Here is a 22,744-nt window from a genome sequence, read left to right on the forward strand (position 1 = left end):
GTGGTCAGCGGCCGCCGCCGACCGGCAGCAGCGCGCCGTTGACATAGCTGGCGGCGGGCGAGAGCAGCCAGAGCACCGCTTCCGCCACCTCCTCCGCGCTGCCGCCGCGCTGCATCGGCACGCCTGCCGACATGCGCGCGACACGGTCCGGCAGGCCGGCGGCGGCATGCAATTCGGTGTCGATCAGCCCGGGATTGACGGCATTCACCCGGATGCCCTCGGCCGCGACCTCGCGCGCCAGGCCGAGGGTCAGCGTGTCCACGGCACCCTTGCTGGCCGCGTAGTGCACCCATTCGCCGCCGCCACCGATGGTCGAGGCGCGGGAGGAGACGTTGACGATGGCCCCTCCCCTCCCCCCATGGCGGGTGGAGAGGCGGCGGATGGCCTCGCGGCTGCAGGCGGCAAGGCCGAGGACGTTGGTGCGGAGCACCTCCTCCCAGACCGCATCGGGCGTCTCGTCGAGCCGCCCGGTCGGGCCGGTAATGCCGGCATTGTTCACTAGCGCATCCAGCCGGCCGAAACGCGCATCGAGCGCGGCGAAGCATTGCGCGCGCCCCTCGGGGTCGGCGACATCGGCCTGGATGGCATGGGCGGTGGCGCCCGCGGCGCGGGCCGCCTCGGCGGTGGCCTCAGCGCGGGCGGCGTCACTGCGATAGGTCAGCAGGACATCGTGGCCACGGGCGGCGGCGAGCCGCGCGACGGCGGCGCCGATGCCGCGCCCGCCGCCGGTGACCAGCAGGACGGGGCGGACGGAGGGGGCTGAAGTGCTCATGCCCGCAGCCTGACTCCTCGCCGCGCCCGTGTCATCTCAGGACATCAGCCGGGCCGGCCCGATCGCCGTGCCGATCAGCAGCGCGCAGGACATGCAGGATCCCGGGGCGCATCTCCTGCGCCGCGGCGCCCGGCCGCGCCAGGAGTTGCACGAGCGTTCCGGTCATCCGGCGGCGGGCTGGTCGCCTGCTCCCTGCTCGGGCAGTCTCCCCGCAACCAAGCGGAGGCAAGCCCAGGATGTTCAAGCCCGATCTCTTCGCCGGCCAGCGCGTGCTCGTCACCGGCGGGGCCACCGGCCTTGGCCGGATGATGGCGGAGCGGCTGCTCGGCCTCGGCGCGGCGGTGGAGCTCTGGGGGCGGCGCGGGCCCGTGCTTGCCGAGGCACGCCATGCGCTGGAGGCGGCGCATCCCGGCCGCGTCTCCACCCGCATGGTCGATATTAAGGATCCCGAGGCGGTGGATGCGGCAGTGGAGGCGGCCTGGGCGGAAGGGCTCGCCTATACGCATCTCATCAACAACGCCGCCGGCAATTTCGTCAGCCGCACCGAGGATGTCTCCCCGCGCGGCGTGCGCGCCGTCAGCGACATCGTCTTCCACGGCACGCTGGCGGTGACCCAGGCAGTCGGCAAGCGCTGGATCGCCGCGGGTGGCGCCAAGGGAGCGGCCGATCATGGCGTGGTCTCGATCACCACCACCTGGGGCCGCACCGGGGCACCCTTCGTCGTGCCCTCCGCCATGTCGAAGGCGGCCATCGACGCGATGACGCGCTCGCTGGCGGTGGAATGGGGGCGCCACGGCATCCGCCTCAACGTCATCGCCCCGGGGACGATCCCGACCGAGGGCATGTATGCCCGCCTCCGGCCCGGCGACAACGACCCGACGGCGAAGGCCGCCGCCAACAACCCGCTCGGTCGCGTCGGCACCGCCGAGGATATCGGCAACCTCGCCGCTTTCCTGCTGGCTCCCTCCTGGATCAACGGCGAATGTATCGCCCTCGATGGCGGCAGCTGGATGATGAATGGCGGCGGGTTCCGCGACCTCTTCGCCTATGGCGATGCCGAATGGGCCGCGGCGCGGGAGCGGATCGCCGCGCGCAACGCCGCTGACCGGGCGCAACGGGGAGCATAGGCGCATGAGCATGAATCTTCACGCCTGGCCGGCGCAGCAGCGCGTCCGCCACGGCCTGCCGGTAGCCGAGGCGCTGCCGCCGGAGCTGGCGGATTGCAAGCGGGTGGTGCTGGCGACGACACGGTCGCTCACCCGCAGCCGCATCGCCGAGGCGACGCGCGCCGCGATCGGCACCAGGCTGGTTGGCGAGTTCTCGACGATGCGGGCGCACTCGCCGGTGGAGGACGTGCTGGCACTGGCCGCCCTGCTGCGGGAGAGCAAGGCGGACCGCGTGGTGGCGCTCGGCGGCGGCAGCGTCATCGACGGCTCGAAGACCGCCTGCCATGCGGTCTGGCGCGGGCTGGCCGATGCCGCGGCGCTGGTCGGCAGCGCCGTCTCGCGCGGCACGGATGCGGCGCATTGGGAGGAGCCGACGCTGCTGCCCCGCATCGTCGCCGTGCCGACCACCCTCTCGGCGGCGGAATTCGCGCCGAATGCCGGCTTCACCGACATCGCCGCCGGGCGGAAATACCGCGCCCAGCATGCGATGCAGGTGCCGATCGCCGTGGTGCTGGACCCGGCGGCGACGCTCGAGACGCCGGCCGAGCTGCTGCTCTCCTCCGGCATCCGCGCCACCGATCATGCGGCGGAGCGGCTCTGCGCCTTGCGGCGGGCCCCCTTCTCCGATGCGGTCTCGCGTCAGGCGCTCGAGATGCTGGCCGTCGCGCTGCCGGCCATCCGGCGCGATGGCGGCGACCTCGCGGCGCGCGGGGCGGCGCAGCAGGCGATGTGGCTCTCCGTCATGGGCGGCTGGGCCGGCGTGCCGGTCGGGGCGAGCCATGGCATCGGCTATATCCTGGGCGGCGCCCGCGGCGTGCCGCACGGCATCACCTCCTGCCTCGGCCTGCCGGCGGTGATGCAGTGGAATGCCCCGGTGAATGCCGAGCAGCAGAAGGTCGTCGCCGATATCCTCGGCGGCGGCACGGCGGCGGAGGCGCTGCGCCGCTTCATCCGCGGTCTCGGCCTGCCGACGACGCTGGCCGAGGTGGGAATCGGGCTCGAGGACATCCCCGCGCTGGCGGCGAAGTGGGATGGCGGCCCACCCATCGCCACCAACCCGCGCGAGGTGAATGGCGCCGCCGATGTGGAGGCCATTCTCCGCCTCATGGTGTAGCCGCTCACGTTTCGTTGTGTGTTTCCGGCTTGCGCCATACCCATGGGTGGCGCCAGCATCCTCCACAACCGGCGCCAAGCCGGAGAGGAGGACGCCATGGAATTCGGCTATTTCATGATGCCGTCTCACCCGCCGGAGCGCGGGTTGAAGGAAGGGCATGACTTCGATCTCCAGGTGCTGCGCTGGCTCGACGAGCTCGGCTTCTCCGAAGCCTGGGTCGGCGAGCACCACACCGCGCCGTGGGAGCCGCATCCTTCGCCGGATTTGCTGATCGCCCAGGCGCTGCGGGAGACGACGCGGCTGCGCATGGGGCCGGGCGGCTTCCTGCTGCCCTATCACCACCCGGCGGAACTGGCGAACCGCGTCGCCATGCTCGACCACCTCTCGGAGGGGCGGCTGAATTTCGGCATCGCGGCGAGCGGCCTGCCGAGCGACTGGGCGATGTTCAATGTCGATGGCATGTCCGGCACCAACCGCGAGATGACGCGCGAGGCGCTCGACATCATCCTGAAGCTCTGGAGCGCGGAGGAGCCCTTCCACTACGACGGCAAGTACTGGAAGGTCGACAAGCCCGACACGATGTTCGGCTTCCTCAAGCCGCACATCAAGCCGTTGCAGGCGCCGCATCCGCCGATCGGCGTGGCCGGCCTGTCGAAGAATTCCGATACGCTGAAGATGGCGGGCGAGCATGGCTTCCTGCCCATGAGCCTCAACCTCAACCCCGGCTACGTCACCAGCCACTGGGACAGCGTCGAGGCCGGCGCCCGCAAGTCCGGCCGCACGCCGAGCCGGCGGGACTGGCGCCTGGTGCGCGAGGTCTTCGTCGCGGATACCGACGAGGAGGCTTGGCGGCTCTCGGTTGGCTCGATGATGGGGCGGATGATGGGCGAGTACTTCCTGCCGCTGCTCAGCCAGTTCGGCTTCAAGGACTATCTGAAGCACAGCCCCGAGGTGCCGGACAGCGACGTGACGGTGGAGTACTGCGCGCGGCGCAACTGGCTGGTCGGCTCGCCGAAGACGGTCGCCGAGCGGCTGGAGCAGATCTACGAGGAGGTCGGCGGCTTCGGCCAGCTCCTTGTCTTCGGCTTCGACTACCAGGAGAACCCGGCCGCCTGGCGCAACTCGCTGCGCCTGCTGCAGGAGGAGGTGCTGCCCAAGGTCGCGCACCTGACGCCGCCGGCCCCGGCCCCGGCTCCGGCGCTGGCGGCGGCGCAGTAGCGCTTGCGGTAGTGAGGGCGGCGGGCCATCTGCTGCGCATGAACGCGCATCTCGCTACCGCCCTGCTCCTCACCCTCATGCTCGCCGCCTGCGGCCCTGGCGGCTTGCAGGCGGGCGGCGAGTATTCCGGCCAGCCCGATACGGTGATCGGCAATACCGAGCGCAACATGGCGACCGGCGCCGTCACCAGCGAGGGCAGCGTCTATGTCCGCCGCCAGGGCTACATGACCACGCCGGCTGACCGCCTTCGCTACTGAGGCCGCCTAGCCGAAGCGCTCCAGCGCGAAGGGCGCGAGGTCGAGATTGGGCGCGGGCCCCAGCATCGCCTGGGCCAGCACCGCGCCGGTCGGCGCCGAGCCGGTCAGGCCGAGATGCCCATGGCCGAAGGCGCACCAGAGGCCCGGCCAGCGCCGCACCGGGCCGATCACCGGCAGGCTGTCCGGCAGGCAGGGCCGATGCCCCATCCAGAACCCTTCGGCCCGCTCGACCCGCGCCTGGGGGAAGGCCGTGCGGAGGTCGCGCAGCAGCAGCTCCGCCCGGCGCGGCGTCGGCGGGTGGTCGAGGCCGCCGAATTCCACCGTGCCGGCGATGCGCAGCCCGTGCTCCATCGGCGAGATGAAAGCCTTGCGGTCGGCCGGGATGACCGGGCGCCGCAGGGTGATGCCGGCATCCTGCAGCATGACATGGTAGCCGCGCTGGCTCTCGAGCGGGATGCGGATGCCGAGCGGCGCCAGCAGCCGGGCCGACCAGGCGCCGGCCGCCAGCACCACCGCATCGGCGGCGAGTGGCCCGGCGGCGGTCGCAACACCGGTGACGTGCCCCTCCGCCGTGGTGATGGCCTGCACGGCCTCCTGCCGGATGGTGCCGCCGAGGCGCTCGACGCCGCGCGCCACCACCTCCGCCTGGCGCTGTGGGTTGATGCTGCTGCCCTGCTCCGGGATGAAGAGCCCGAGCTGGTAGTCGCCCTGCATGTCGGGCTCCAGCGCACGGATCGCCCCGGCGCCCTCCAGCCGCTCGACCCGCATGCCATGCTGCTCGCGCAGCGCCCAGCCGGCGGCGTCCTTCGCGTAATGCGCCGCGTCCCGGTAGAGGTAGAGCTGGCCCGTCTCCTGGATCAGGTCGAGCGCCCCCTCCTCGGCGAGGATGCGGCGATGCTGCTCCATCGCCCCGAAAAGCAGGCCGGAGAGTGCCTCGGCGATGGCTGTGACGCGGGCCGGCCGGGCGCTGGCGACGAAGCGGGCCAGCCAGGGCGCGGCGCGTAGCGCGTAGCGGGCCGGGATGTGCAGCGCGCCCTCCGGGTCGAGCAGCATCCCCGGCACCTGCCGCAGGATGCCCGGCATGGCGAGCGGTGCGACGGAGCCGGCGCTGATCGCCCCGGCATTCCCGGAGGAGGCCCCGCTGCCCGGCGCAGCGCCGTCCAGCACCGTCACCGCGGCGCCGCCGCGCGCCAGGTGCCAGGCGGTGCAAAGGCCGACGATCCCGGCCCCGATCACGACGATTCTCATGGCCGGAGCCTCCGCCACGTGCTGCCACCGCGCAAGCGCCCAGGCTGCAAGACCTGTTTCAACCGTCGCCCCGATCCGCTACAGCCATGGAGCGAACAACCCGATACGATTTCACCGGGGCGGCGCCTTGGGCGGCTCGTCCGCCAGTGCTTGGGGTATGGGAGGCATGGTTCAAGGGAAGAGGGCCAGGCTGGGCCGCCGGCATGGCCTTGGCCAGCGGATGGTCATGGTCCTGGCGCTGCTGCTGCCCCTTGCCTTGGCCCGGGCCGAGGCGCCCTCGGTCACGGTCAAGGTTCTTGGCTTCTATACTCATGCCGGCCTCTATGCCGAGTTCGAGGAACCCTTCTGGACGCAGCGGGTGCCGCGGCTCACCGAGGGCCGGCTGCAGCCGAGCATCACCCCGCTGGACCGCGCCGGCATCCGCGAGGCGGAACTGCTGTCCTTCCTTCGGCTCGGCGTGCTGCAGGTGGCGACGGTGCCGCTGGCCCTCGCCGCCGGCGACGACCCGGAGCTGAGCATCGTCGACCTGCCCGGACTGAACCCCGACCTCCCCAGCCTGCGCCGCAACCTCCTGGAATGGCGGCGGCACCTGGCGACAGTGCTGGAGGAGCGATACGACATCCAGATGCTTGCCCTGCTGGTGCCGACCACGCAGGTGCTCTTCTGCCGCGAGCCTTTCAGCCGGCTCGACGACATGGCGGGGCGGCGCATCCGGGTCGGCTCGGTGGCGCAGGGCGAGCTGCTCGAGGCGCTGGGCGGCACCGCCACGGTCATGCCGCTCAACCTGACGCCCGCGGCATTGCGGGACGGGAAGCTCGACTGTGCCGTCACCGGGCCGATGCCGGGCAACCGCATCGGGCTGGCCCAGGTCACCAGCCATGTCTCGCGCCTGCCGCTCAGCTGGTTCGTCTCGGCGGTCGCGGTGAACGGGGCTACCTGGCGCGGCCTGCCGGAGGCGACGCGCCGCGCGCTGCAGGCGGGCATCGCCGAGCTCGAAGCGCAGGTGATGGATGGCGCCGAGGCGGCCATTGAGGACGGCTTCGCCTGCAATGCCGGGCTGCCGCGCTGCGTCGGCGGCATCCGCGGCCGCATGGTCGTCGTGGATGAGCAGTGGGACGAGCCGGAACGTCGGCGCCTGCTGCGCGAGGTTCTGCTGCCGCGCTGGGTCGCGCGCTGCGGGGCCGATTGCGCCGCGACCTGGAACCGGATCGCGGCGCCGTCAGTCGGGATGCGGGCTGAGCCCTGAGGGTGGCCTCAGCCTTCCCGTGTCTCGAAGCGGTAGACCTTGCTGACGATGCGCCAGCCCTCGCCCGTGCGGTTCAGCACCAGGTAGTCCGTGAAGTAGCGCGGCGGCAGCTGGCAGGCGACCTTCACGAGGGCGGTCTCCGGCCCGCTGATGTCCATCATCAGGATCCGGTCGTCCCGTGCCAGGCCGCGGCTGGCGGCGGAGGGCCGGTTGCGCACCATCTCGAGCCAGGCCTCGCGCGGCAAGTCCTCGACGCCGCCATCCTTCGCCCAATAGAGATGCGAGACCGGGTGAAAGGCGGCAGCGAGCTTCGTCACGTCGCCTTCGTAGAGCCCGTCGAAATAGGTCTGGATCACCGCCTCGATTTCGGCGACGGCGCTCGCCGCCATGGGTTTTCCACCTGCGTCCGGCATGGGATGCTCCTCCCTGTTCTGGCGCCAGCCTGCACCAAGCGACACGGCGATGGAAGCGCGGCGCCCACAACCTCCAGGAGGAGCATCGCCAGCATGGCCCATCCCAGCCTGAAAGCCGCCTTCGAGGCGGGGCGCTTCGTCGTCGCCCCCGGCATCTTCGACATGATCTCGGCCAGGGTTGCGGATGGCATGGGCTTCACCAGCCTCTACGCCACCGGCTTCGGCACCGTCGCCAGCCATCTCGGCGTCGCCGATGCGGGCATCGCCACCTATACCGACATGGTCGGGCGCGTCGGCGCCTTCGCCCGCGGCTGCCGCACGCCGGTCGTGGCGGACGCCGATACCGGCTATGGCGGCCTGCTCAACGTCCGCCATACGGTGATGGGCTACGAGGCGGCGGGCGTCACCGGCATCCAGCTGGAGGACCAGGAGATGCCGAAGAAGTGCGGCCACACGCCAGGCCGCCGCGTCATCCCCGCCGAGGAGATGGTGCTCAAGATCAAGGTCGCGGCCGAGGCGCGGCGGGACCCGAACATGCTGATCGTCGCGCGGACGGATGCGCGAACGACGCTCGGCCTCGAGGAGGCGATCCGGCGCGGGCAGCTCTATGCCGATGCCGGGGCCGATGTGATCTTCATCGAGAGCCCGGAGACCGAGGCGGAGATGCAGGCGATCGGCAAGGCCATCCGCAAGCCGCTGCTGGCCAACATGGTCGAGGGCGGGCGGACGCCGATCCTCCCCGCCCGGCGCCTCGCCGAGATCGGCTATGCGATGGCGATCTACCCCGCCGTCGGCTTCCTGGCCGTCGCGGCGGCACTGGAGCGGGTCTATGGCCACCTCAAGGAGCAGGGCGACAGCAATGCCCTTCCCGCCTCGGACAGCTATGGCTTCGGCCGCATCTGCGAGCTGATGGGCTTCCCAGAGGTGTGGGAGTTCGACCGCAAATGGGCCCAACCGGAGGGGAAGTGATGTTCGAGCAGGTCAAGGCGCTGGTCTTCGATGTCTTCGGCACGGTCGTCGACTGGCGCGAGGGCGTCGCACGGGAGGCGGGGCCCTTCCTGGCCCGCATCGGGCGCAACGATATCGACGCGCATGGCTTCGCCGATGCCTGGCGGGCGCGCTACCAGCCGGCGATGGAGGAGATCCGCAGCGGCAGGCGGGGCTTCACCCGGCTCGACCTGCTGCACCGCGAGAACCTGGAGCAGGTGCTGCGGGCGCATGACATCGATCCGGCCGGGGTCGGCGAGGCGGCGCTCGACGAGCTCAACCGCGCCTGGCACCGGCTGGACCCCTGGCCGGAGGCGGTGGCGGGGCTCACCCGGCTGAAGCGCCGCTTCATCATCGCGCCGCTCTCCAACGGCAATATCGCGCTGATGACCAACATGGCGAAGCGTGCCGGCATCCCCTGGGACGCGATCCTCGGCGCCGAGGTGGCGCAGGCCTACAAGCCGGACCCGCAGGCCTATCTGCGGACGGCCGAGGTGCTCGGCATCCGCCCGGCCGAGCTGTGCCTGGTCGCCGCGCATAACGGCGACCTGAAGGCGGCGCGCGCGGCAGGTCTCGCCACCGCCTTCGTGCCGCGGCGGACGGAGCATGGGCCGGGGCAGAGCAGTGACCTCGAGCCCTCCGAGGCCTGGGACGTGGTGGCGCGCGACTTCCAGGACCTGGCTCACCGGCTGGGCGTCTAGGCGTCCTGGCAAGGGGCCGCTGCCCAGGCGGCGGCTCCCCACCGGCGCTGCAGCTTTCGGACAAATGCGCCGGCGAGGGCCTGGGGCAGGCTCGAGGTGGCGGTTCGGGCAGGTTCGCGGATGGGTTGGCTCCGGCGCTATAGGACGAACATCCTGTATCTTTCCGGAGCCGGAACGCAAGGCCGGGGCTATGGCGTCCCCGCCTTCCGAACCTGCGGCACCATGGCGCGGATGCCGGCGGGGAAGAGCGGGCCGCCATAGCCGGCCTCGACGGGGATGCGGAGCATCTTCCGGCCCTCGGCATCGATCTCCATCACCGGCTGCACCGTGACCACGGGGCGGGCGGCGGCGCGGGACATGGCGTCGCCCAGACTCTCCGCCCCGGCGAGGCGGAGGAGGTTGAGGCGGGTGGGGAAGAGCAGCGTGCGCTCGCCGGCCTCCGCCTCCGCCAGGGCCTGGGCGGGGGTGATCCAGATGCTGTCCACCGCCTCATGCCCGTCATGCACGGCGTCATGCCCGCTCGGGGCGGGGGCTAGGAAGAAATGGGTGTCGAACCGCTTGGAAAGATCGGCCGGCGTCACCCAATGGGCGAAGGGGACAAGGCTGTCGATGTCCGGGCGCAGCCCTTCGGCCTGCAGCATGGCGGCGAAGCCGCGGCTGCCGGCATTGAGCGCATCCCGATGCGCTGCCACGAAGGCGGCGCCCTGGGCGGGGTCGAGCGCGGTGCCGCCCTCGGTGCGGGCGAGGAGGAGGCCGCTTTCCTCGAAGGCCTCGCGGATGGCGGCGACGCGGAAGGCGGCGAGCGGGTCGGTGCTGCCGAGGATGGTGGCAAGCTCGGCATCGGCCTGCTCCACCCTGCCACCGGGGAAGACCAGGGCACCGGCGGCGAATTCGATCTCGCGGTGGCGGACGACCATGAAGATCTCGGGGCCCGCCGCACCGTCGCGCAGCAGCAGGACGGTGGCGGCGGGGCGCGGGGGGACCGGCGAGGGGGCGGTGGTCTGGGCCTCGGACAAGGGGGCTACTCCGTTCGGATGCCGGCGGACTGGATGAGCGGCGCCCAGCGGGCATGCTCGGCCTGGATGAAGTTGGCGAATTGCGCGGGGGTGCCGCCGACGATCTGGCCAGCCTGGGTCTGCTCGACCACCCGCGCCACATCCGGCTGCCGCATCGCCGCATTGAAGACCCGGTTGGCGGCCTCGACCAGGGGCTCCGGCAGGCCGGCCGGGCCCAGGACGCCGTGCCAGACCGTGGCCTCGAAGCCGGCGAGCGCCGGACCGCCGGCCTCGGCAATGGTCGGGACATCCGGCAGCAGCGGGACGCGCTCGCGGGCGGCGACGGCCAGCGCCCGCACCTTGCCCTCGCGGATGAAGGGCAGCGTGGTGGAGACGGTGATGATGGCGCTGCCCGTCTCGTCGGCGATGATGCTGCGCACCACCTCGGCGCCGCTGCGATAGGGCACGGGCGTCATCGTCACGCCGGTGCGGCGCAGCAGCAGCTCCTGCGCCAGATGGCCGACATAGCCGATGCCGGGATGGGCATAGACCAGATCCCGCCGCTGGCGGGCGAGGTCGAGCAGGCCGGCCAGGTCCCGTGCCGGCGAGGCGGCGGGGACCACCAGCACCAGGGGCAGGTTGACGAGGTGGCAGATCGGGGTGAAGGCCCGCATCGGGTCGTAGCTGAGGCTCGGCTGCAGGTCCCGCGCGATGGCATTGGCGCCGAGATCGGCCATCATCAGCGTGGCGCCATCGGGCCGCGCCTGGGCGACGACGGCGCCGGCGATGGTGCCGCCCGCCCCGCCCCGGTTCTCGACCACCAGCGTCTGGCCATTGGCGAGCGGCGGGAAGGCATTGGCGACAGTACGGGAGAGCGTGTCGATCGCGCCGCCGGCGCCGAAGGGGACGACGAGGCGCACGGGGCGGTCCGGCCAGGCCGGCGCCTGGGCCCGGGCAAGGGCCGGGGTGGCAAGGGCCATCAGCAGTGTTCGACGCGCGATCGCATGTAACGCTTGCGGCATGATGGCAACCTCCCGGTATGGTGTTGCGGCCAGGGTGCCGCCGGGGCTTCACCAAGGCAACCGCCGGCCTGGTGCCCGGCTGAGGCGAAAGGGCCACGTCCCACCGGGAACGTAACCAGCGGAGAACGCAACCACTGGCGTAGTCGGTGCCGATGCATATGTTGCACCATCACACCTGGACAGAGGAGGCCGCATGACCTGGTCAATCGTCGCACATGATCCGGCCACCGGCGCCTTCGCCGTCGCGGTCACGACCTGCGCCTTCGCGGTCGGCGCAAGCTGCCCCTTCGTGCGCTCCGGTGTCGGGGCGGTATCCACCCAGTCGATGACCAACCGCTATCTCGGCCCGGCCGTGCTGGACGGGATGCAGCGTGGCCTGTCGCCGGCCGCAGCGATCGAGAGCGCGCTGGCAGGGGATGAGGGGCGCGGCATCCGGCAGCTGCATGCGGTGGACCGGCATGGGCGGAGCGCGGCCTGGACCGGGCAGAATTGCGTGGAGTGGTGCGGTGACCGCCCGGGCCAGGGCTTCTCGGTGGCCGGCAACATGCTGGCCGGGGAGGCGGTGCTGGCCGATACCGTCGCGGCCTTCGTCACCAAGGACGACCTGCCGCTGGCGGAGCGCCTGGTGGCGGCGCTCGAGGCAGGGGATGCGGCTGGCGGCGACCGGCGGGGGCGGCAATCCGCCGCCCTGCTGCTGACGACGACGGAGGACTTCCCCGACATCAACCTCCGCGTCGATGACCATCCGGACCCGGTCCAGGAGCTGGGGCGGTTGCTCGGCATCTGGCGCCGGGAGCGGGAGCCGGGGCTGCGCGACCAGCCGCGCCGGGCGAATCCTTCCGGCTGGATCGATCTCGACGCGATCGAGGCGGGCTGGCGGCGGCGGGGCTCCAGCCTGCGCTTCCGCCGCTGAGAGAGGGGCGAAGCCCCCTCCCCCGGCCTGGGCCTCAGCCGCCCAGCGCGGCCTTCACCAGCGGGCCGGCCTTGGCCATGTCGAGGCTGGCGGCGTGCTTCGCGCGCAGCACCGCCATGACCTTGCCCATCTCCTTGATGCCGGTGGCACCGGTCTCGGCCACGGCGGCGGCGACGGCGGCCTGCATGGCGGCCTCGTCCATCTGCTGGGGCAGGAAGCCCTCGATCACCGCGATCTCTGCCTCCTCCTTCTCGGCGAGTTCGGGGCGGTTGCCCTGGCGGTAGAGCTCGACGCTCTCGCGCCGGCTCTTGGCCATGCCGCGGAGCATGGCGGTGATCTGCTCGTCAGGGACACGGTCCACGCCGGTGGGACGGGCGGCGATGTCCACATCCTTCAGCTTGGCCATGATCATGCGCAGGGTGGAGGTGCGGGCGGTGTCCTTGGCTAGCATGGAGGCCTTCAAGGCCTCGGTGAAGCGGCTACGCAGGTCCTCGGCCATGGCTGGTCTCCTGGAATGGGGGGGGACGGGAAAGACTGGGCGCTGTAGCATGCGGCACGGGAAAAGCGGGAATGGGAAGTTTTTTCCCAGATCGTTTCCATGGCTTGAAATGGGAAATATTTTCCCACATTCTGCCCCCATGCGGACCGTCGAAGAGATCATCATCCAGCTTGGCGGTCCGGAGGCCGCCGCGGCGCGCTGCGGCATCGGGACCGAGGCCTTGCGCAAATGGCGCCAGGCCCGGGCCATTCCGCCGCGCCATTGGCCGGCGATCCTCGCCGCCACCGGCCTCGCCCTCGCCGACATGCCCGCCCCCCCCGAATCCCGCGCGGAGACAGCCATGCCCGAGACCGAGACACCTCCCGAGGGCGCGACCGCCTGCCTGGTGCTGGCCGATGGCAGCGTCTTCTGGGGGCGCGGCTTCGGGGCGACGACGGCGCCGGGCGCCGCGCCCGTGGCCGAGATCTGCTTCAACACCGGCATGACGGGGTACCAGGAGACGCTGACCGACCCCTCCTATGCCGGGCAGATCATCACCTTCACCTTCCCGCATATCGGCAATGTCGGCGCCAACCCCGAGGATATCGAGGCGGTGACGCCGGCGGCGCGGGGCCTGGTCGTCAAGCAGGACCTGACCGAGCCAGCCAACTACCGGGCGACGCGGCATCTCGACGACTGGCTGAAATCCTTCGGCATTCCGGGGATCGCGGGCATCGATACGCGGGCGCTGACCATCCGCATCCGCGATGGCGGCGCGCCGAACGGGGTGCTCTGCTTCCCGGCCGATGGGCGGTTCGACCTCGCCGCGCTCCAGGCGCAGGCCTCGGCCTGGCCGGGGCTCGAGGGGATGGACCTGGCGCGCGAGGTCTCCTGCCGGCAGTCCTATCACTGGGACGAGACGACCTGGGCCTGGCCGGGGGGCTTCGGCAAGCAGACGGCGCCGCGGCACAAGGTGGTGGCTGTTGATTACGGGGCGAAGCGGAACATCCTCCGCTGCCTCGCCTCCGCCGGGCTCGACGTGACGGTGGTGCCGGCGACGGCGACGGCGGAGGAGATCCTGCGGCACGGGCCGGACGGCGTCTTCCTGTCCAACGGCCCGGGCGACCCGGCGGCGACGGGCGAGTATGCCGTGCTGGCGATCCAGGGGGTGCTGGAGCGGCGGGTGCCGGTCTTCGGCATCTGCCTCGGGCATCAGCTGCTGGGCCTCGCGCTCGGCGGCAAGACCTACAAGCTGGATCGCGGCCATCGCGGCGCCAATCAGCCCGTGAAGGACCTGGCCACGGGCCGGGTCGAGATCACCAGCCAGAACCATGGCTTCGCGGTGGACGACAAGAGCCTGCCCGAGGGGGTGAAGGTCACGCATGTCTCGCTCTTCGACAATTCGAACGAGGGTCTGATGGCGACGGACAGGCCGGCCTTCTCGGTGCAGTACCATCCCGAAGCCTCGCCGGGGCCGACGGACAGCCACCACCTGTTCCATCGCTTCGTCGAGCTGATCGAGAAGAACAAGGCGGGAGGGGCATGATGTTTGACCTCAAGGGACGTGTCGGGCTGGTCACCGGCGGGAATGGGGGCATCGGGCTGGGCTTCGCGCGGGGGCTCGCCAAGGCCGGTGCCAGCGTCATGGTGGCCGGGCGGAATGCCGAGAAGAACGCCGCCGCCGTCGCCGAGCTGAAGGCGCTCGGCGCCGAGGCGGATGCGGTCATCGTCGATGTGACGGATGCCGCCAGCATCGAGGCCATGGTGAAGGCCACGGCGGAGCGCTTCGGCGGCATCGACATCCTGGTCAACAATGCCGGGACCAATATCCGCAACCGGCCGGAGGTCTATGCCGAGGCCGACTGGCATGCGGTGATCGACACCAACCTGACCAGCGCCTACCTCGCCTCCAAGGCAGCCTATCCGCACCTCAAGGCCGGCGGCCATGGGCGGGTGATCAACAATGGCTCCATGCTGTCGATCTTCGGGCTGCCCTTCCATATCGCCTATGCGGCGTCGAAGGGCGGCGTGGTGCAGTTCACCAAGTCGCTCGCCGTCGCCTGGGCGGCGGATGGGATCACGGTTAATGCCGTGCTGCCGGGCTGGATTGATACCGACCTGACCCGCAAGGCCCGCAAGGACATGCCGCAGCTGAACGACAACGTCCTGGCGCGGACGCCGAAGGGGCGCTGGGGCAGCCTCGAGGATTTCGAGGGGCTGGCGGCCTTCCTCGGCAGCGATGCGAGCTCCTTCATCACCGGGGTAGCGATTCCGGTGGATGGCGGGTTCTCGGTGCAGGGCTAAGCCATGCCGGGCGCCGATACCCTGCTGGTTTTCGCGGTGCTCTCGCTCGGCCTGGCGGTGACGCCGGGGCCGAACATGCTCTACCTCGTCTCGCGCTCGTTGGCGCAGGGGACGGGGGCGGGCATGGTCTCGCTGGTCGGCTGCCAGGTCGGGTCGCTCGCCATCATGCTCTGCGCGGCAGCGGGGATCACGGCGGCGCTGCTCGCCATCCCCTATGCCTGGGACGTGCTGCGGCTGGGCGGGGCGGCCTATCTGCTCTTTCTCGCCTGGCAGAGCGTACGGCCGGGCGGGCAGCCGGTCTTCGCGCCGAGGCCGATGCCGCGGGAGCCCGCCGCACGGCTCTTCGCGGTGGGGTTCGCCACGGCGGCGCTCAATCCGAAGGTGGCGCTCTTCTACATGGCAGTGCTGCCGCCCTTCATCGACCCCGCACGGGGCGATGCCTTCCTGCAGGCCGCGATACTCGGCGCGGTGCAGGTCGCCATCTGCACCGCCTTCGACGCGGTGCTGGTCTGGGGCGCGGCGGGGACGGCACGCTTCCTCGGCACGCGGCCGGGCTGGATGGCGGTGCAGCGCTGGGTGCTCGGCGCGGCGCTCGGGCTCATCGCGGTGAAGCTGGCGACGGAGGGCCATCGGGCATGACGCTGTTCCTCATCGCCCTGGCCGCCCTGTCCTGGACCGGGCTGAGCCTCGCCGTGCTCGCCATGGTGCTGCGGCGCGTCGGCACGGCGCGTCAGGCGGCGTGGCGGGCCGTCGGCATCGGCCTCGTCGTCAACAGCCTCTCCGCCTGGTACGCCGCGCCCGGGGAGCCGGTCGCCGCCGTCATCCTGATCATCCTCTGCCACCTGCTGCTGCTGCCGGCGCTGCTGCTCGCCGCGTGGCGGGAAGAGCAGCGCGGCGGCCCGGGCCTCTGATCCCCCTCCTCCTTTCCGCCGGATTCCTCCCATGCCGAAGCGCACCGACATCAAGTCCATCCTCATCCTCGGCGCCGGGCCGATCGTCATCGGCCAGGCGGCGGAGTTCGACTATTCGGGCGCCCAGGCCTGCAAGGCGCTGCGGGCGGAGGGCTATCGCGTCATCCTGGTGAACTCCAACCCGGCAACGATCATGACCGATCCCGGGCTGGCGGATGCCACCTATATCGAGCCGATCACGGTGGAGATGGTCGAGAAGATCATCGCCAAGGAGCGGCCGGATGCGCTGCTGCCGACCATGGGCGGGCAGACCGCGCTCAACACCAGCCTGAAGCTGGCCGAGGCCGGCGTGCTGGCGAAGTATGGCTGCGAACTGATCGGCGCCAAGGCCGAGGTCATCGACAAGGCCGAGGACCGGCTGAAATTCCGCGACGCCATGACCAAGATCGGCATCGAGAGCCCGCGCAGCGCCATCGCGCATACGATGGAGGAGGCGCGGGCGGCGCTCGACCTCGTCAAGCTGCCCTGCGTCATCCGGCCCTCCTTCACCCTCGGCGGCACCGGCGGCGGCATCGCCTACAACCGCGAGGAATTCGAGCAGATCGTGGCCGCCGGCCTCGACGCATCCATGACCAACGAGGTGCTGGTCGAGGAGAGCGTGCTGGGCTGGAAGGAGTACGAGATGGAGGTGGTCCGCGACACCGCGGACAACTGCATCATCATCTGCTCCATCGAGAACCTGGACGCGATGGGCGTGCATACGGGCGACAGCGTGACCATCGCCCCGGCGCTGACGCTCACCGACAAGGAATACCAGCGGATGCGCGATGCGAGCATCGCCTGCCTCCGCGAGATCGGCGTCGATACCGGCGGCTCCAACGTGCAGTTCGGCATCAACCCGGCCGATGGCCGCATGGTGGTGATCGAGATGAACCCGCGCGTCAGCCGCTCCTCCGCGCTGGCCTCGAAGGCGACGGGCTTCCCGATCGCCAAGGTCGCGGCCAAGCTCGCGGTCGGCTACACGCTGGACGAGCTCAAGAACGACATCACCATGGTGACGCCGGCCAGCTTCGAGCCGACGATCGACTATGTGGTGGTGAAGATTCCGCGCTTCACCTTCGAGAAATTCCCCGGCACGCCGGCGACGCTGACCACCAGCATGAAGTCGGTCGGCGAGGCGATGGCGATCGGGCGCAGCTTCGCCGAGGCCCTGCAGAAGGGGTTGCGGAGCCTGGAGACAGGGCTTTCAGGGCTCGACGAGATCGCCGCGCCCGGCGATGGCAGCGCCCAGGCCTTCCATGCCGCACTCGCCACGCCCCGGCCGGACCGGATCGTCATGGCCGCGCAGGCGATGCGGGCCGGCGTCTCGCTGGCCGAGATCGCCGAGGCCAGCAAGTTCGATCCCTGGTTCCTGCGCGAGGTCGAGACGATCATCGCTGCCGAGCGCCGGGTTAAGGCAGAGGGGCTGCCGCGGACGGCCACCGGGCTGCGGCAGCTGAAGGCGCTCGGCTTCTCCGACAAGCAGCTCGGCAAGCTGACCGGCCAGGGCGAGGCGGCGGTCGAGGCGCTGCGGCTGAAGCTCGGCGTGACGCCCGTGTTCAAGCGGATCGACACCTGTGCGGCGGAGTTCGCCTCCGACACACCTTATATGTACTCGACCTATGAGGGCGGTTTCGGCGTGCCGGAATGCGAGAGCCGGCCGACGGAGCGGCAGAAGATCGTCATCCTCGGCGGCGGGCCGAACCGCATCGGCCAGGGCATTGAGTTCGACTATTGCTGCGTCCATGCCTGCTACGCGCTGAAGGAAGCGGGCTTCGAGACCATCATGGTCAACTGCAACCCGGAGACGGTCTCGACCGACTACGACACCTCCGACCGCCTGTATTTCGAGCCGCTGACCGGGGAGGACGTGCTCTCCCTGCTGAGGAAGGAGCAGGAGCGGGGCACGCTGCTCGGCTGCATCGTGCAGTATGGCGGGCAGACGCCGCTGAAGCTCAGCCAGGCGCTGCACAAGGCGGGCATCCCCATCCTCGGGACCAGCGCGGAGGCGATCGACATCGCCGAGGACCGGGAGCGCTTCCAGCATCTGCTCAAGGGGCTCGGCCTGAGGCAGCCGCAGAACGGCACGGCGCGGACGCTCGACGAGGCGGCGATCGAGGCGGAGCGGATCGGCTACCCCGTGGTGGTGCGGCCGAGCTATGTGCTCGGCGGGCGGGCGATGGAGATCGCCTGGAACCGCGAGCAGCTCATGCGCTTCGGCCAGGAGGCGGTGAAGGTCTCGGGCGAGAACCCGATCCTGATCGACCAGTACCTCGCCGATGCCATCGAGGTCGATGTGGACTGCATCGCCGATGAGGACGGCCGCGTCTATGTCGCGGGCGTGATGGAGCATATCGAGGAGGCAGGCATCCATTCCGGCGACAGCGCCTGCTCGCTGCCGCCTTACTCGCTGCCGCCCGCCATCGTCACCGAGCTGAAGGCGGAGACGGAGGCGATGGCCAAGGCCCTCAAGGTCAAGGGGCTGATGAATGTCCAGTATGCGGTGAAGGACGGGGAGATCTTCGTGCTCGAGGTCAATCCGCGCGCCTCGCGCACCGTGCCCTTCGTCGCCAAGGCGACGGGCGTGCCGGTGGCCAAGATCGGCGCGCTGGTCATGGCCGGCAAGCGGCTCGGCGAGTTCGACCTGGATGACAGCGCCATCAACCGGCATGTGGCGGTGAAGGAGGCGGTCTTCCCCTTCAACCGCTTCCCGAATGTCGATGTGATCCTCGGGCCGGAGATGAAGTCGACCGGCGAGGTGATGGGGCTGGATGCAAGCTTCGAGCGCGCCTTCGCCAAGGCGCAACTCGGCGCCGGGGTGAAGCTGCCGGGGGTGGGCACCGCCTTCCTGTCGGTAAAGGAGAGCGACAAGGCGGCCGCCGTGGTGCTGGCGCGGCGGCTGACCGATATGGGCTTCACGGTGATGGCGACGCGGGGCACCGCGGCGAGGATCCGCGAGGCCGGGCTGCCCTGCCAGGTGGTGAACAAGGTGCTGGAGGGCCGGCCGCATTGCGTGGATGCGATCAAGTCCGGTGACATCCAGCTCGTCATCAACACCACGGGCGGCGGGCAGAGCGTGGCGGATAGCTTCGACATCCGCCGCTCGGCCCTGACGCAAGGTGTGCCGCATTACACGACGGCGGCGGGCGCGCGGGCGGCCGTGCATGCCATTGCGGCGCTGCGGGCGGGAACCCTTGATGTAGCCCCCCTGCAGTCCTATTTTAATCGTTCGTTCTGACCCCGGCCGCGGGTTCCAGCGGGCCTTCCGGGCAATACGTCCGGAGGGCCGGAACCGCAGGCCGGGTCTCCGTGTTGGCTCTCGCCATCCCGTGCCGCAACCGCAAGGGTAGCGGGGCGGATCGGTTTTTTTGGTCGCATTTGCGGTGGCGGACCGCGCACACTCCGCTTCGATACGCTCAAGGGAAGGGCTAGCCGTGCAGAAGTTCCCCATGACCGCGGAAGGTCTGGCGAAGCTGGAAGAAGAGCTGAAAGTCCTGCGGGCCGAGGAGCGGCCGGCGGTGATCCGGGCTATCGCGGAAGCCCGGGCCCATGGCGACCTTTCCGAGAACGCCGAGTACCATGCGGCACGCGAGCGGCAGTCCTTCATCGAGGGCCGGATCGCCGAGCTCGAGACGATCATCCCGGCGGCCGAGGTGATCGATGTCTCGAAGCTCTCGGGCGATCAGGTGAAATTCGGCGCCCGCGTCACCGTGGTCGACGAGGAGACGGAGGAGAAGAAGACCTACCGGATCGTCGGGGCCTATGAGGCCGACATGAAGGTGAATTCCATCTCCATCTCCTCGCCGCTGGCCAAGGCGCTGATCGGCAAGAAGGTGGGTGACAGCGTGGAGGTGCCCGCCCCGGGCGGCGCCCGCGCTTATGAGATCACGGCGGTCGCCTTCCGCTGACCTCCCTCCCCCGGGCGCATGGCGGCCTGGGGCCTGATCGCCGCATACTGCGCGCCCCGCCATCCGGCGGGTGCGGCAGGATCGGCTGGTAGCGGCAAGGCGGTTTCTCATGCCACAGCAGCAGGTCGGCCTGGCGGATGTCCGGGCAGCGGCGGAGCGCATCCGTGGTGCGGTCCGGCGCACGCCGACCATCGAGGCGGATGCCGTCTCGCACGCGACCGGGGCACGGGTCTTCCTCAAGCTCGACAATCTCCAGGCGACCGGCGCCTTCAAGGAACGCGGTGCCGCCAACCGCATCGCCCTGCTTACGGCGCGCGAGCGGGCGGCAGGCGTCATTGCCATGTCGGCCGGCAACCACGCTCAGGCGGTGGCGCGGCACGCCTCCCTCGCCGGCATCCTGGCCACGATCGTGATGCCGCGCTTCACCCCGGCCACCAAGGTGGTGCGGACCGAGAGCTGGGGCGCCCGCGTCGTGCTGCATGGCGAGACGCTGGCCGAGGCGGCGGCGCATGCCCATGCGATCGCGCTGAACGAGGGCCTCACCTTCATCCATCCCTATGACGATCCGGGCGTGATTGCGGGCCAGGGCACGCTGGCGCTCGAGATGCTCGAGGATGCGCCGGAGCTGGAGGCGGCGGTCTTCCCGGTCGGCGGCGGCGGGATGCTGGCGGGCTGCGCCGGCGCAGTGCGCGAGCTGCGGCCGGAGATCGAGGTCTTCGGCGTCGAGGTCGAGGGTTATCCGGCCATGGCTCAGCGCCTGGCGGGGCGGCCGGTCGCGGTTGGCGGGCCGACCATCGCCGAGGGCATCGCCGTGCGGGATGTGGGCGAGCTGCCGCTGGCGCAGCTCCGCCGCCTCGGCATCGAGGTGCTGGTGGTGCCGGAGCGGGCGGTGGAGCAGGCCATCGCGCTGCTGGCCGAGGGCGCCAAGCAGGTGGCGGAGGGCGCCGGTGCGGCGGGGGTGGCGGCCATGCTGGCCCATCCGGCGCGCTTCACCGGGCGCCGGGTTGGTACCGTCCTCTGCGGCGGGAATATCGATGCGCGGATCCTGGCTAATGTGCTGCTCCGCAACCTGCTGCGGGACGGGCGGATCCTGCGGTTGCATCTCGACATCCCGGACCGGCCGGGCGTGCTGGCGGATATCGCCATGCGGGTGGCCGCCGCCGGCGGGAACGTGATCGAGGTGAGCCACCAGCGGCTCTTCGCGGCGCCCTCGGTGCAGAGCGCGGAGCTGGAGCTGATGATCGAGGTCCGGGACACGGTGCAGGGCGATGCGATCGTCGCGGCGCTGGAGGCTGCGGCCTATGTGGTGCGGCGGGGCTGAGCCCCACGCCGCACGGGGCTTGGCGAGGCGGGCATCGATCGAGGCATCCGCCAGCGGCCGCCCTGACGGCGCTGGCCGGGATCGGCAGCGCAGGACGATGGCGGGGCGTCAGGCCTCCACCGGCACCCCGGCCTCGTCCTTCGAGGTGCGGATGGTCTGCAGTGTCTGTACCCGTGCCACCATCTCGGCGGCGGTGATGCGGGCGGTGAGCGTATTCTCATGCGCGGTGTCGCGGGCGACGAGGCGCAGCAGGAAGTCGCCGCCGCCGCGGATCATGTGGCACTCGCGGACCTCGGGCCAGTCCTTCACCATGCGCTCGAAGGACTGCAGCACCGCCTCCTTCTGGCTCTCGAGACCGACGAGGGCGAAGAAGGTGATCTCGTAGCCAAGGGCCACTGGGTCGAGATCGGCATGGTAGCCGCGGATGATGCGGTCCTCCTCCAGCCGGCGCACCCGGCGGAGGCAGGGCGGGGCGGAGAGGCCGACGCGGCGCGCCAGCTCCACATTGGTCATGCGGCCATCCGCCTGCAGCTCGGCCAGGATCTGGCGGTCCACCTCGTCCAGGGAAGAGTCGGTCTCTACGGTCATGGCCTCATGTTCATTGCCGGTGGCGGGCGCTGGACGCAATATCATTGCAGCGGGCCGGCGCCGCAAGGCATCCGCCAGTGCCGGTCCGGCTTTCGCTTGTTACAGCGGGTGCGGCGCCAAATATGCACAGCCTCGCACCGATTGCCGGGAGCCGACTTGTGTCCAATACCCATCGCACCCGCCTGCTGATCCTCGGGGCCGGCCCGGCCGGCTATACCGCGGCCATCTATGCCGCGCGGGCGGGGCTGAAACCCCTGCTCGTCGCCGGGATGCAGCCAGGCGGGCAGCTGACCATCACCACCGATGTCGAGAATTATCCCGGCTTCGCCGAGCCGATCCAGGGCCCCTGGCTGATGGACCAGTTCAAGGCCCAGGCCGAGGCCATGGGCACCGCCATCCTGCAGGATGTCGTGACGCGCATCGACCTCAAGGCCCGGCCGATTCGCGCCGAGGGGGATTCGGGCGATGTCTATCTGGCCGACTCGCTGGTCATCGCGACCGGGGCACAGGCCCGCTGGCTCGGCATCCCCGGGGAGCAGACGCTGTCGGGCTTCGGTGTCTCGGCCTGCGCGACCTGCGACGGCTTCTTCTTCCGCGGCAAGTCGGTGGCCGTGATCGGCGGCGGCAATACGGCGGTGGAGGAGGCGCTCTACCTCTCGAACCTCGCCAGCCATGTGACGGTGGTGCACCGGAGGGACAGCTTCCGGGCCGAGCGGATCCTGCAGGAACGGCTATTTGCTAAATCCAACGTTACCCTTTTGTGGGATACGGTGGTGGAAGAGGTGCTCGGTACCGAGGGAGGCCGCTTCCGCGCCGTCCGTGCCATCGCCACCCGGAATGCCCGGACCGGCGAGCGGGGCGAGCTGGCGGTGGACGGCGTCTTCGTCGCCATCGGGCATGACCCGGCGACCGCGCTGTTCCGCGGCCAGATCGGGATGGATGGGGAGGGCTATGTCGTGACCGAGCCGGGCAGTACCCGCACCAGCATCCCGGGCGTCTTCGCCGCCGGGGATGTGCAGGACCGCATCTACCGCCAGGCGGTGACCGCCGCCGGCACCGGCTGCATGGCTGCGCTGGAGGCGGAGAAATGGCTGGCGCACCTGCCCGAGGACGCCCCCGCCATCGAAGCCTGGACCTGACATG

At 70.7% G+C, this 22,744-nt stretch carries 23 protein-coding genes; 16 read left to right on the forward strand and 7 right to left on the reverse strand.

Features of this window, described 5'->3' with window-relative positions:
* Positions 1-4: 4 nt before the first annotated feature.
* Positions 5-772, reverse strand: a complete 768-nt coding sequence (locus tag BLR02_RS18870; protein ID WP_090664255.1) for an SDR family oxidoreductase — start codon at positions 770-772, stop codon at positions 5-7.
* Positions 773-1,008: 236 nt separating this feature from the next.
* Here BLR02_RS18870 and BLR02_RS18875 point away from each other — a divergent pair, with 236 nt between their 5' ends.
* From BLR02_RS18875 to BLR02_RS18890, 4 genes are all read left to right on the forward strand, one after another.
* Positions 1,009-1,899, forward strand: a complete 891-nt coding sequence (locus BLR02_RS18875) for an SDR family oxidoreductase (protein WP_090664313.1) — start codon at positions 1,009-1,011, stop codon at positions 1,897-1,899.
* 4 nt (positions 1,900-1,903) lie between these two features.
* On the forward strand, positions 1,904-3,052 hold the full coding sequence (locus BLR02_RS18880) for an iron-containing alcohol dehydrogenase (protein WP_176849673.1): 1,149 nt from the start codon (positions 1,904-1,906) through the stop codon (positions 3,050-3,052).
* A 96-nt stretch (positions 3,053-3,148) separates the two neighbouring features.
* Positions 3,149-4,270, forward strand: coding sequence for an LLM class flavin-dependent oxidoreductase (locus BLR02_RS18885; RefSeq protein WP_090664257.1), 1,122 nt, complete (start codon positions 3,149-3,151; stop codon positions 4,268-4,270).
* A gap of 38 nt (positions 4,271-4,308) precedes the next feature.
* Positions 4,309-4,527, forward strand: coding sequence for a hypothetical protein (locus BLR02_RS18890; protein WP_090664258.1), 219 nt, complete (start codon positions 4,309-4,311; stop codon positions 4,525-4,527).
* 6 nt (positions 4,528-4,533) lie between these two features.
* Here BLR02_RS18890 and BLR02_RS18895 read toward each other — a convergent pair whose 3' ends face one another.
* Entirely contained in the window at positions 4,534-5,775 is a 1,242-nt protein-coding gene (locus BLR02_RS18895; protein WP_090568986.1) for an NAD(P)/FAD-dependent oxidoreductase, read from the reverse strand.
* A 220-nt stretch (positions 5,776-5,995) separates the two neighbouring features.
* Here BLR02_RS18895 and dctP point away from each other — a divergent pair, with 220 nt between their 5' ends.
* Positions 5,996-7,021, forward strand: a complete 1,026-nt coding sequence (gene dctP / locus BLR02_RS18900) for a TRAP transporter substrate-binding protein DctP (protein ID WP_176849674.1) — start codon at positions 5,996-5,998, stop codon at positions 7,019-7,021.
* Positions 7,022-7,029: 8 nt separating this feature from the next.
* Here the strand turns inward: dctP and BLR02_RS18905 are convergent, their stop codons facing one another.
* Positions 7,030-7,434: a nuclear transport factor 2 family protein gene (locus BLR02_RS18905; RefSeq protein ID WP_218127545.1), complete on the reverse strand. Its 405-nt coding sequence runs from the start codon at positions 7,432-7,434 to the stop codon at positions 7,030-7,032.
* Between the two features lie 93 nt (positions 7,435-7,527).
* On the opposite strand from BLR02_RS18905, the gene BLR02_RS18910 reads away from it, so the two are divergent.
* Positions 7,528-8,403: an isocitrate lyase/PEP mutase family protein gene (locus BLR02_RS18910; RefSeq protein WP_090664260.1), complete on the forward strand. Its 876-nt coding sequence runs from the start codon at positions 7,528-7,530 to the stop codon at positions 8,401-8,403.
* Positions 8,403-9,122 carry a haloacid dehalogenase type II gene (locus tag BLR02_RS18915; protein WP_090664261.1) on the forward strand — a complete coding sequence of 240 codons (720 nt, stop codon included), beginning with the start codon at positions 8,403-8,405 and terminating at the stop codon, positions 9,120-9,122. The genes BLR02_RS18910 and BLR02_RS18915 overlap by 1 nt, the downstream gene beginning before the upstream one ends.
* A 188-nt stretch (positions 9,123-9,310) precedes the next feature.
* On the opposite strand, the gene BLR02_RS18920 is transcribed toward BLR02_RS18915, so the two are convergent.
* Positions 9,311-10,138 (reverse strand): NUDIX hydrolase, encoded by an 828-nt coding sequence (locus BLR02_RS18920; RefSeq protein WP_090568971.1) that lies wholly within the window; start codon positions 10,136-10,138, stop codon positions 9,311-9,313.
* Positions 10,139-10,143: 5 nt separating this feature from the next.
* Positions 10,144-11,097 (reverse strand): Bug family tripartite tricarboxylate transporter substrate binding protein, encoded by a 954-nt coding sequence (locus BLR02_RS18925; protein ID WP_176849675.1) that lies wholly within the window; start codon positions 11,095-11,097, stop codon positions 10,144-10,146.
* A 235-nt stretch (positions 11,098-11,332) separates the two neighbouring features.
* Here BLR02_RS18925 and BLR02_RS18930 point away from each other — a divergent pair, with 235 nt between their 5' ends.
* Complete coding sequence (locus tag BLR02_RS18930; RefSeq protein ID WP_090568964.1) at positions 11,333-12,052, forward strand: DUF1028 domain-containing protein; 720 nt, start codon at positions 11,333-11,335, stop codon at positions 12,050-12,052.
* 34 nt (positions 12,053-12,086) lie between these two features.
* Here BLR02_RS18930 and BLR02_RS18935 read toward each other — a convergent pair whose 3' ends face one another.
* Entirely contained in the window at positions 12,087-12,551 is a 465-nt protein-coding gene (locus tag BLR02_RS18935) for a GatB/YqeY domain-containing protein (RefSeq protein WP_090664262.1), read from the reverse strand.
* Between the two features lie 139 nt (positions 12,552-12,690).
* Between BLR02_RS18935 and carA the strand changes: the two genes are divergently transcribed.
* The 7 genes from carA (at position 12,691) to BLR02_RS18970 (ending at position 21,013) form a co-directional block, all read left to right on the forward strand.
* The gene (carA, locus tag BLR02_RS18940) at positions 12,691-14,076 is read left to right on the forward strand and encodes a glutamine-hydrolyzing carbamoyl-phosphate synthase small subunit (RefSeq protein WP_090664263.1); all 1,386 of its coding nucleotides are present in this window, start codon (positions 12,691-12,693) and stop codon (positions 14,074-14,076) included.
* On the forward strand, positions 14,073-14,834 hold the full coding sequence (locus tag BLR02_RS18945; RefSeq protein ID WP_245704852.1) for an SDR family NAD(P)-dependent oxidoreductase: 762 nt from the start codon (positions 14,073-14,075) through the stop codon (positions 14,832-14,834). The genes carA and BLR02_RS18945 overlap by 4 nt, the downstream gene beginning before the upstream one ends.
* Before the next feature lie 3 nt (positions 14,835-14,837).
* Positions 14,838-15,473, forward strand: a complete 636-nt coding sequence (locus BLR02_RS18950) for a LysE family translocator (protein WP_090664264.1) — start codon at positions 14,838-14,840, stop codon at positions 15,471-15,473.
* Positions 15,470-15,745: a hypothetical protein gene (locus BLR02_RS18955; RefSeq protein ID WP_090664265.1), complete on the forward strand. Its 276-nt coding sequence runs from the start codon at positions 15,470-15,472 to the stop codon at positions 15,743-15,745. Before BLR02_RS18950 ends, BLR02_RS18955 begins: the two co-directional genes overlap by 4 nt.
* A 31-nt stretch (positions 15,746-15,776) precedes the next feature.
* On the forward strand, positions 15,777-19,022 hold the full coding sequence (carB, locus tag BLR02_RS18960; RefSeq protein WP_090664266.1) for a carbamoyl-phosphate synthase large subunit: 3,246 nt from the start codon (positions 15,777-15,779) through the stop codon (positions 19,020-19,022).
* Positions 19,023-19,218: 196 nt separating this feature from the next.
* Positions 19,219-19,692 (forward strand): transcription elongation factor GreA, encoded by a 474-nt coding sequence (gene greA / locus BLR02_RS18965; RefSeq protein ID WP_090568944.1) that lies wholly within the window; start codon positions 19,219-19,221, stop codon positions 19,690-19,692.
* Between the two features lie 109 nt (positions 19,693-19,801).
* Positions 19,802-21,013: a threonine ammonia-lyase gene (locus tag BLR02_RS18970; protein ID WP_090664267.1), complete on the forward strand. Its 1,212-nt coding sequence runs from the start codon at positions 19,802-19,804 to the stop codon at positions 21,011-21,013.
* 108 nt (positions 21,014-21,121) lie between these two features.
* On the opposite strand, the gene BLR02_RS18975 is transcribed toward BLR02_RS18970, so the two are convergent.
* The gene (locus tag BLR02_RS18975; protein WP_090568937.1) at positions 21,122-21,601 is read right to left on the reverse strand and encodes an Lrp/AsnC family transcriptional regulator; all 480 of its coding nucleotides are present in this window, start codon (positions 21,599-21,601) and stop codon (positions 21,122-21,124) included.
* A 122-nt stretch (positions 21,602-21,723) separates the two neighbouring features.
* On the opposite strand from BLR02_RS18975, the gene trxB reads away from it, so the two are divergent.
* Positions 21,724-22,740, forward strand: a complete 1,017-nt coding sequence (gene trxB / locus BLR02_RS18980; RefSeq protein ID WP_090664268.1) for a thioredoxin-disulfide reductase — start codon at positions 21,724-21,726, stop codon at positions 22,738-22,740.
* The last annotated feature ends 4 nt before the right edge of the window (positions 22,741-22,744 follow it).

Source organism: Belnapia rosea (assembly GCF_900101615.1).
In the GTDB taxonomy this organism is placed as follows: domain Bacteria; phylum Pseudomonadota; class Alphaproteobacteria; order Acetobacterales; family Acetobacteraceae; genus Belnapia; species Belnapia rosea.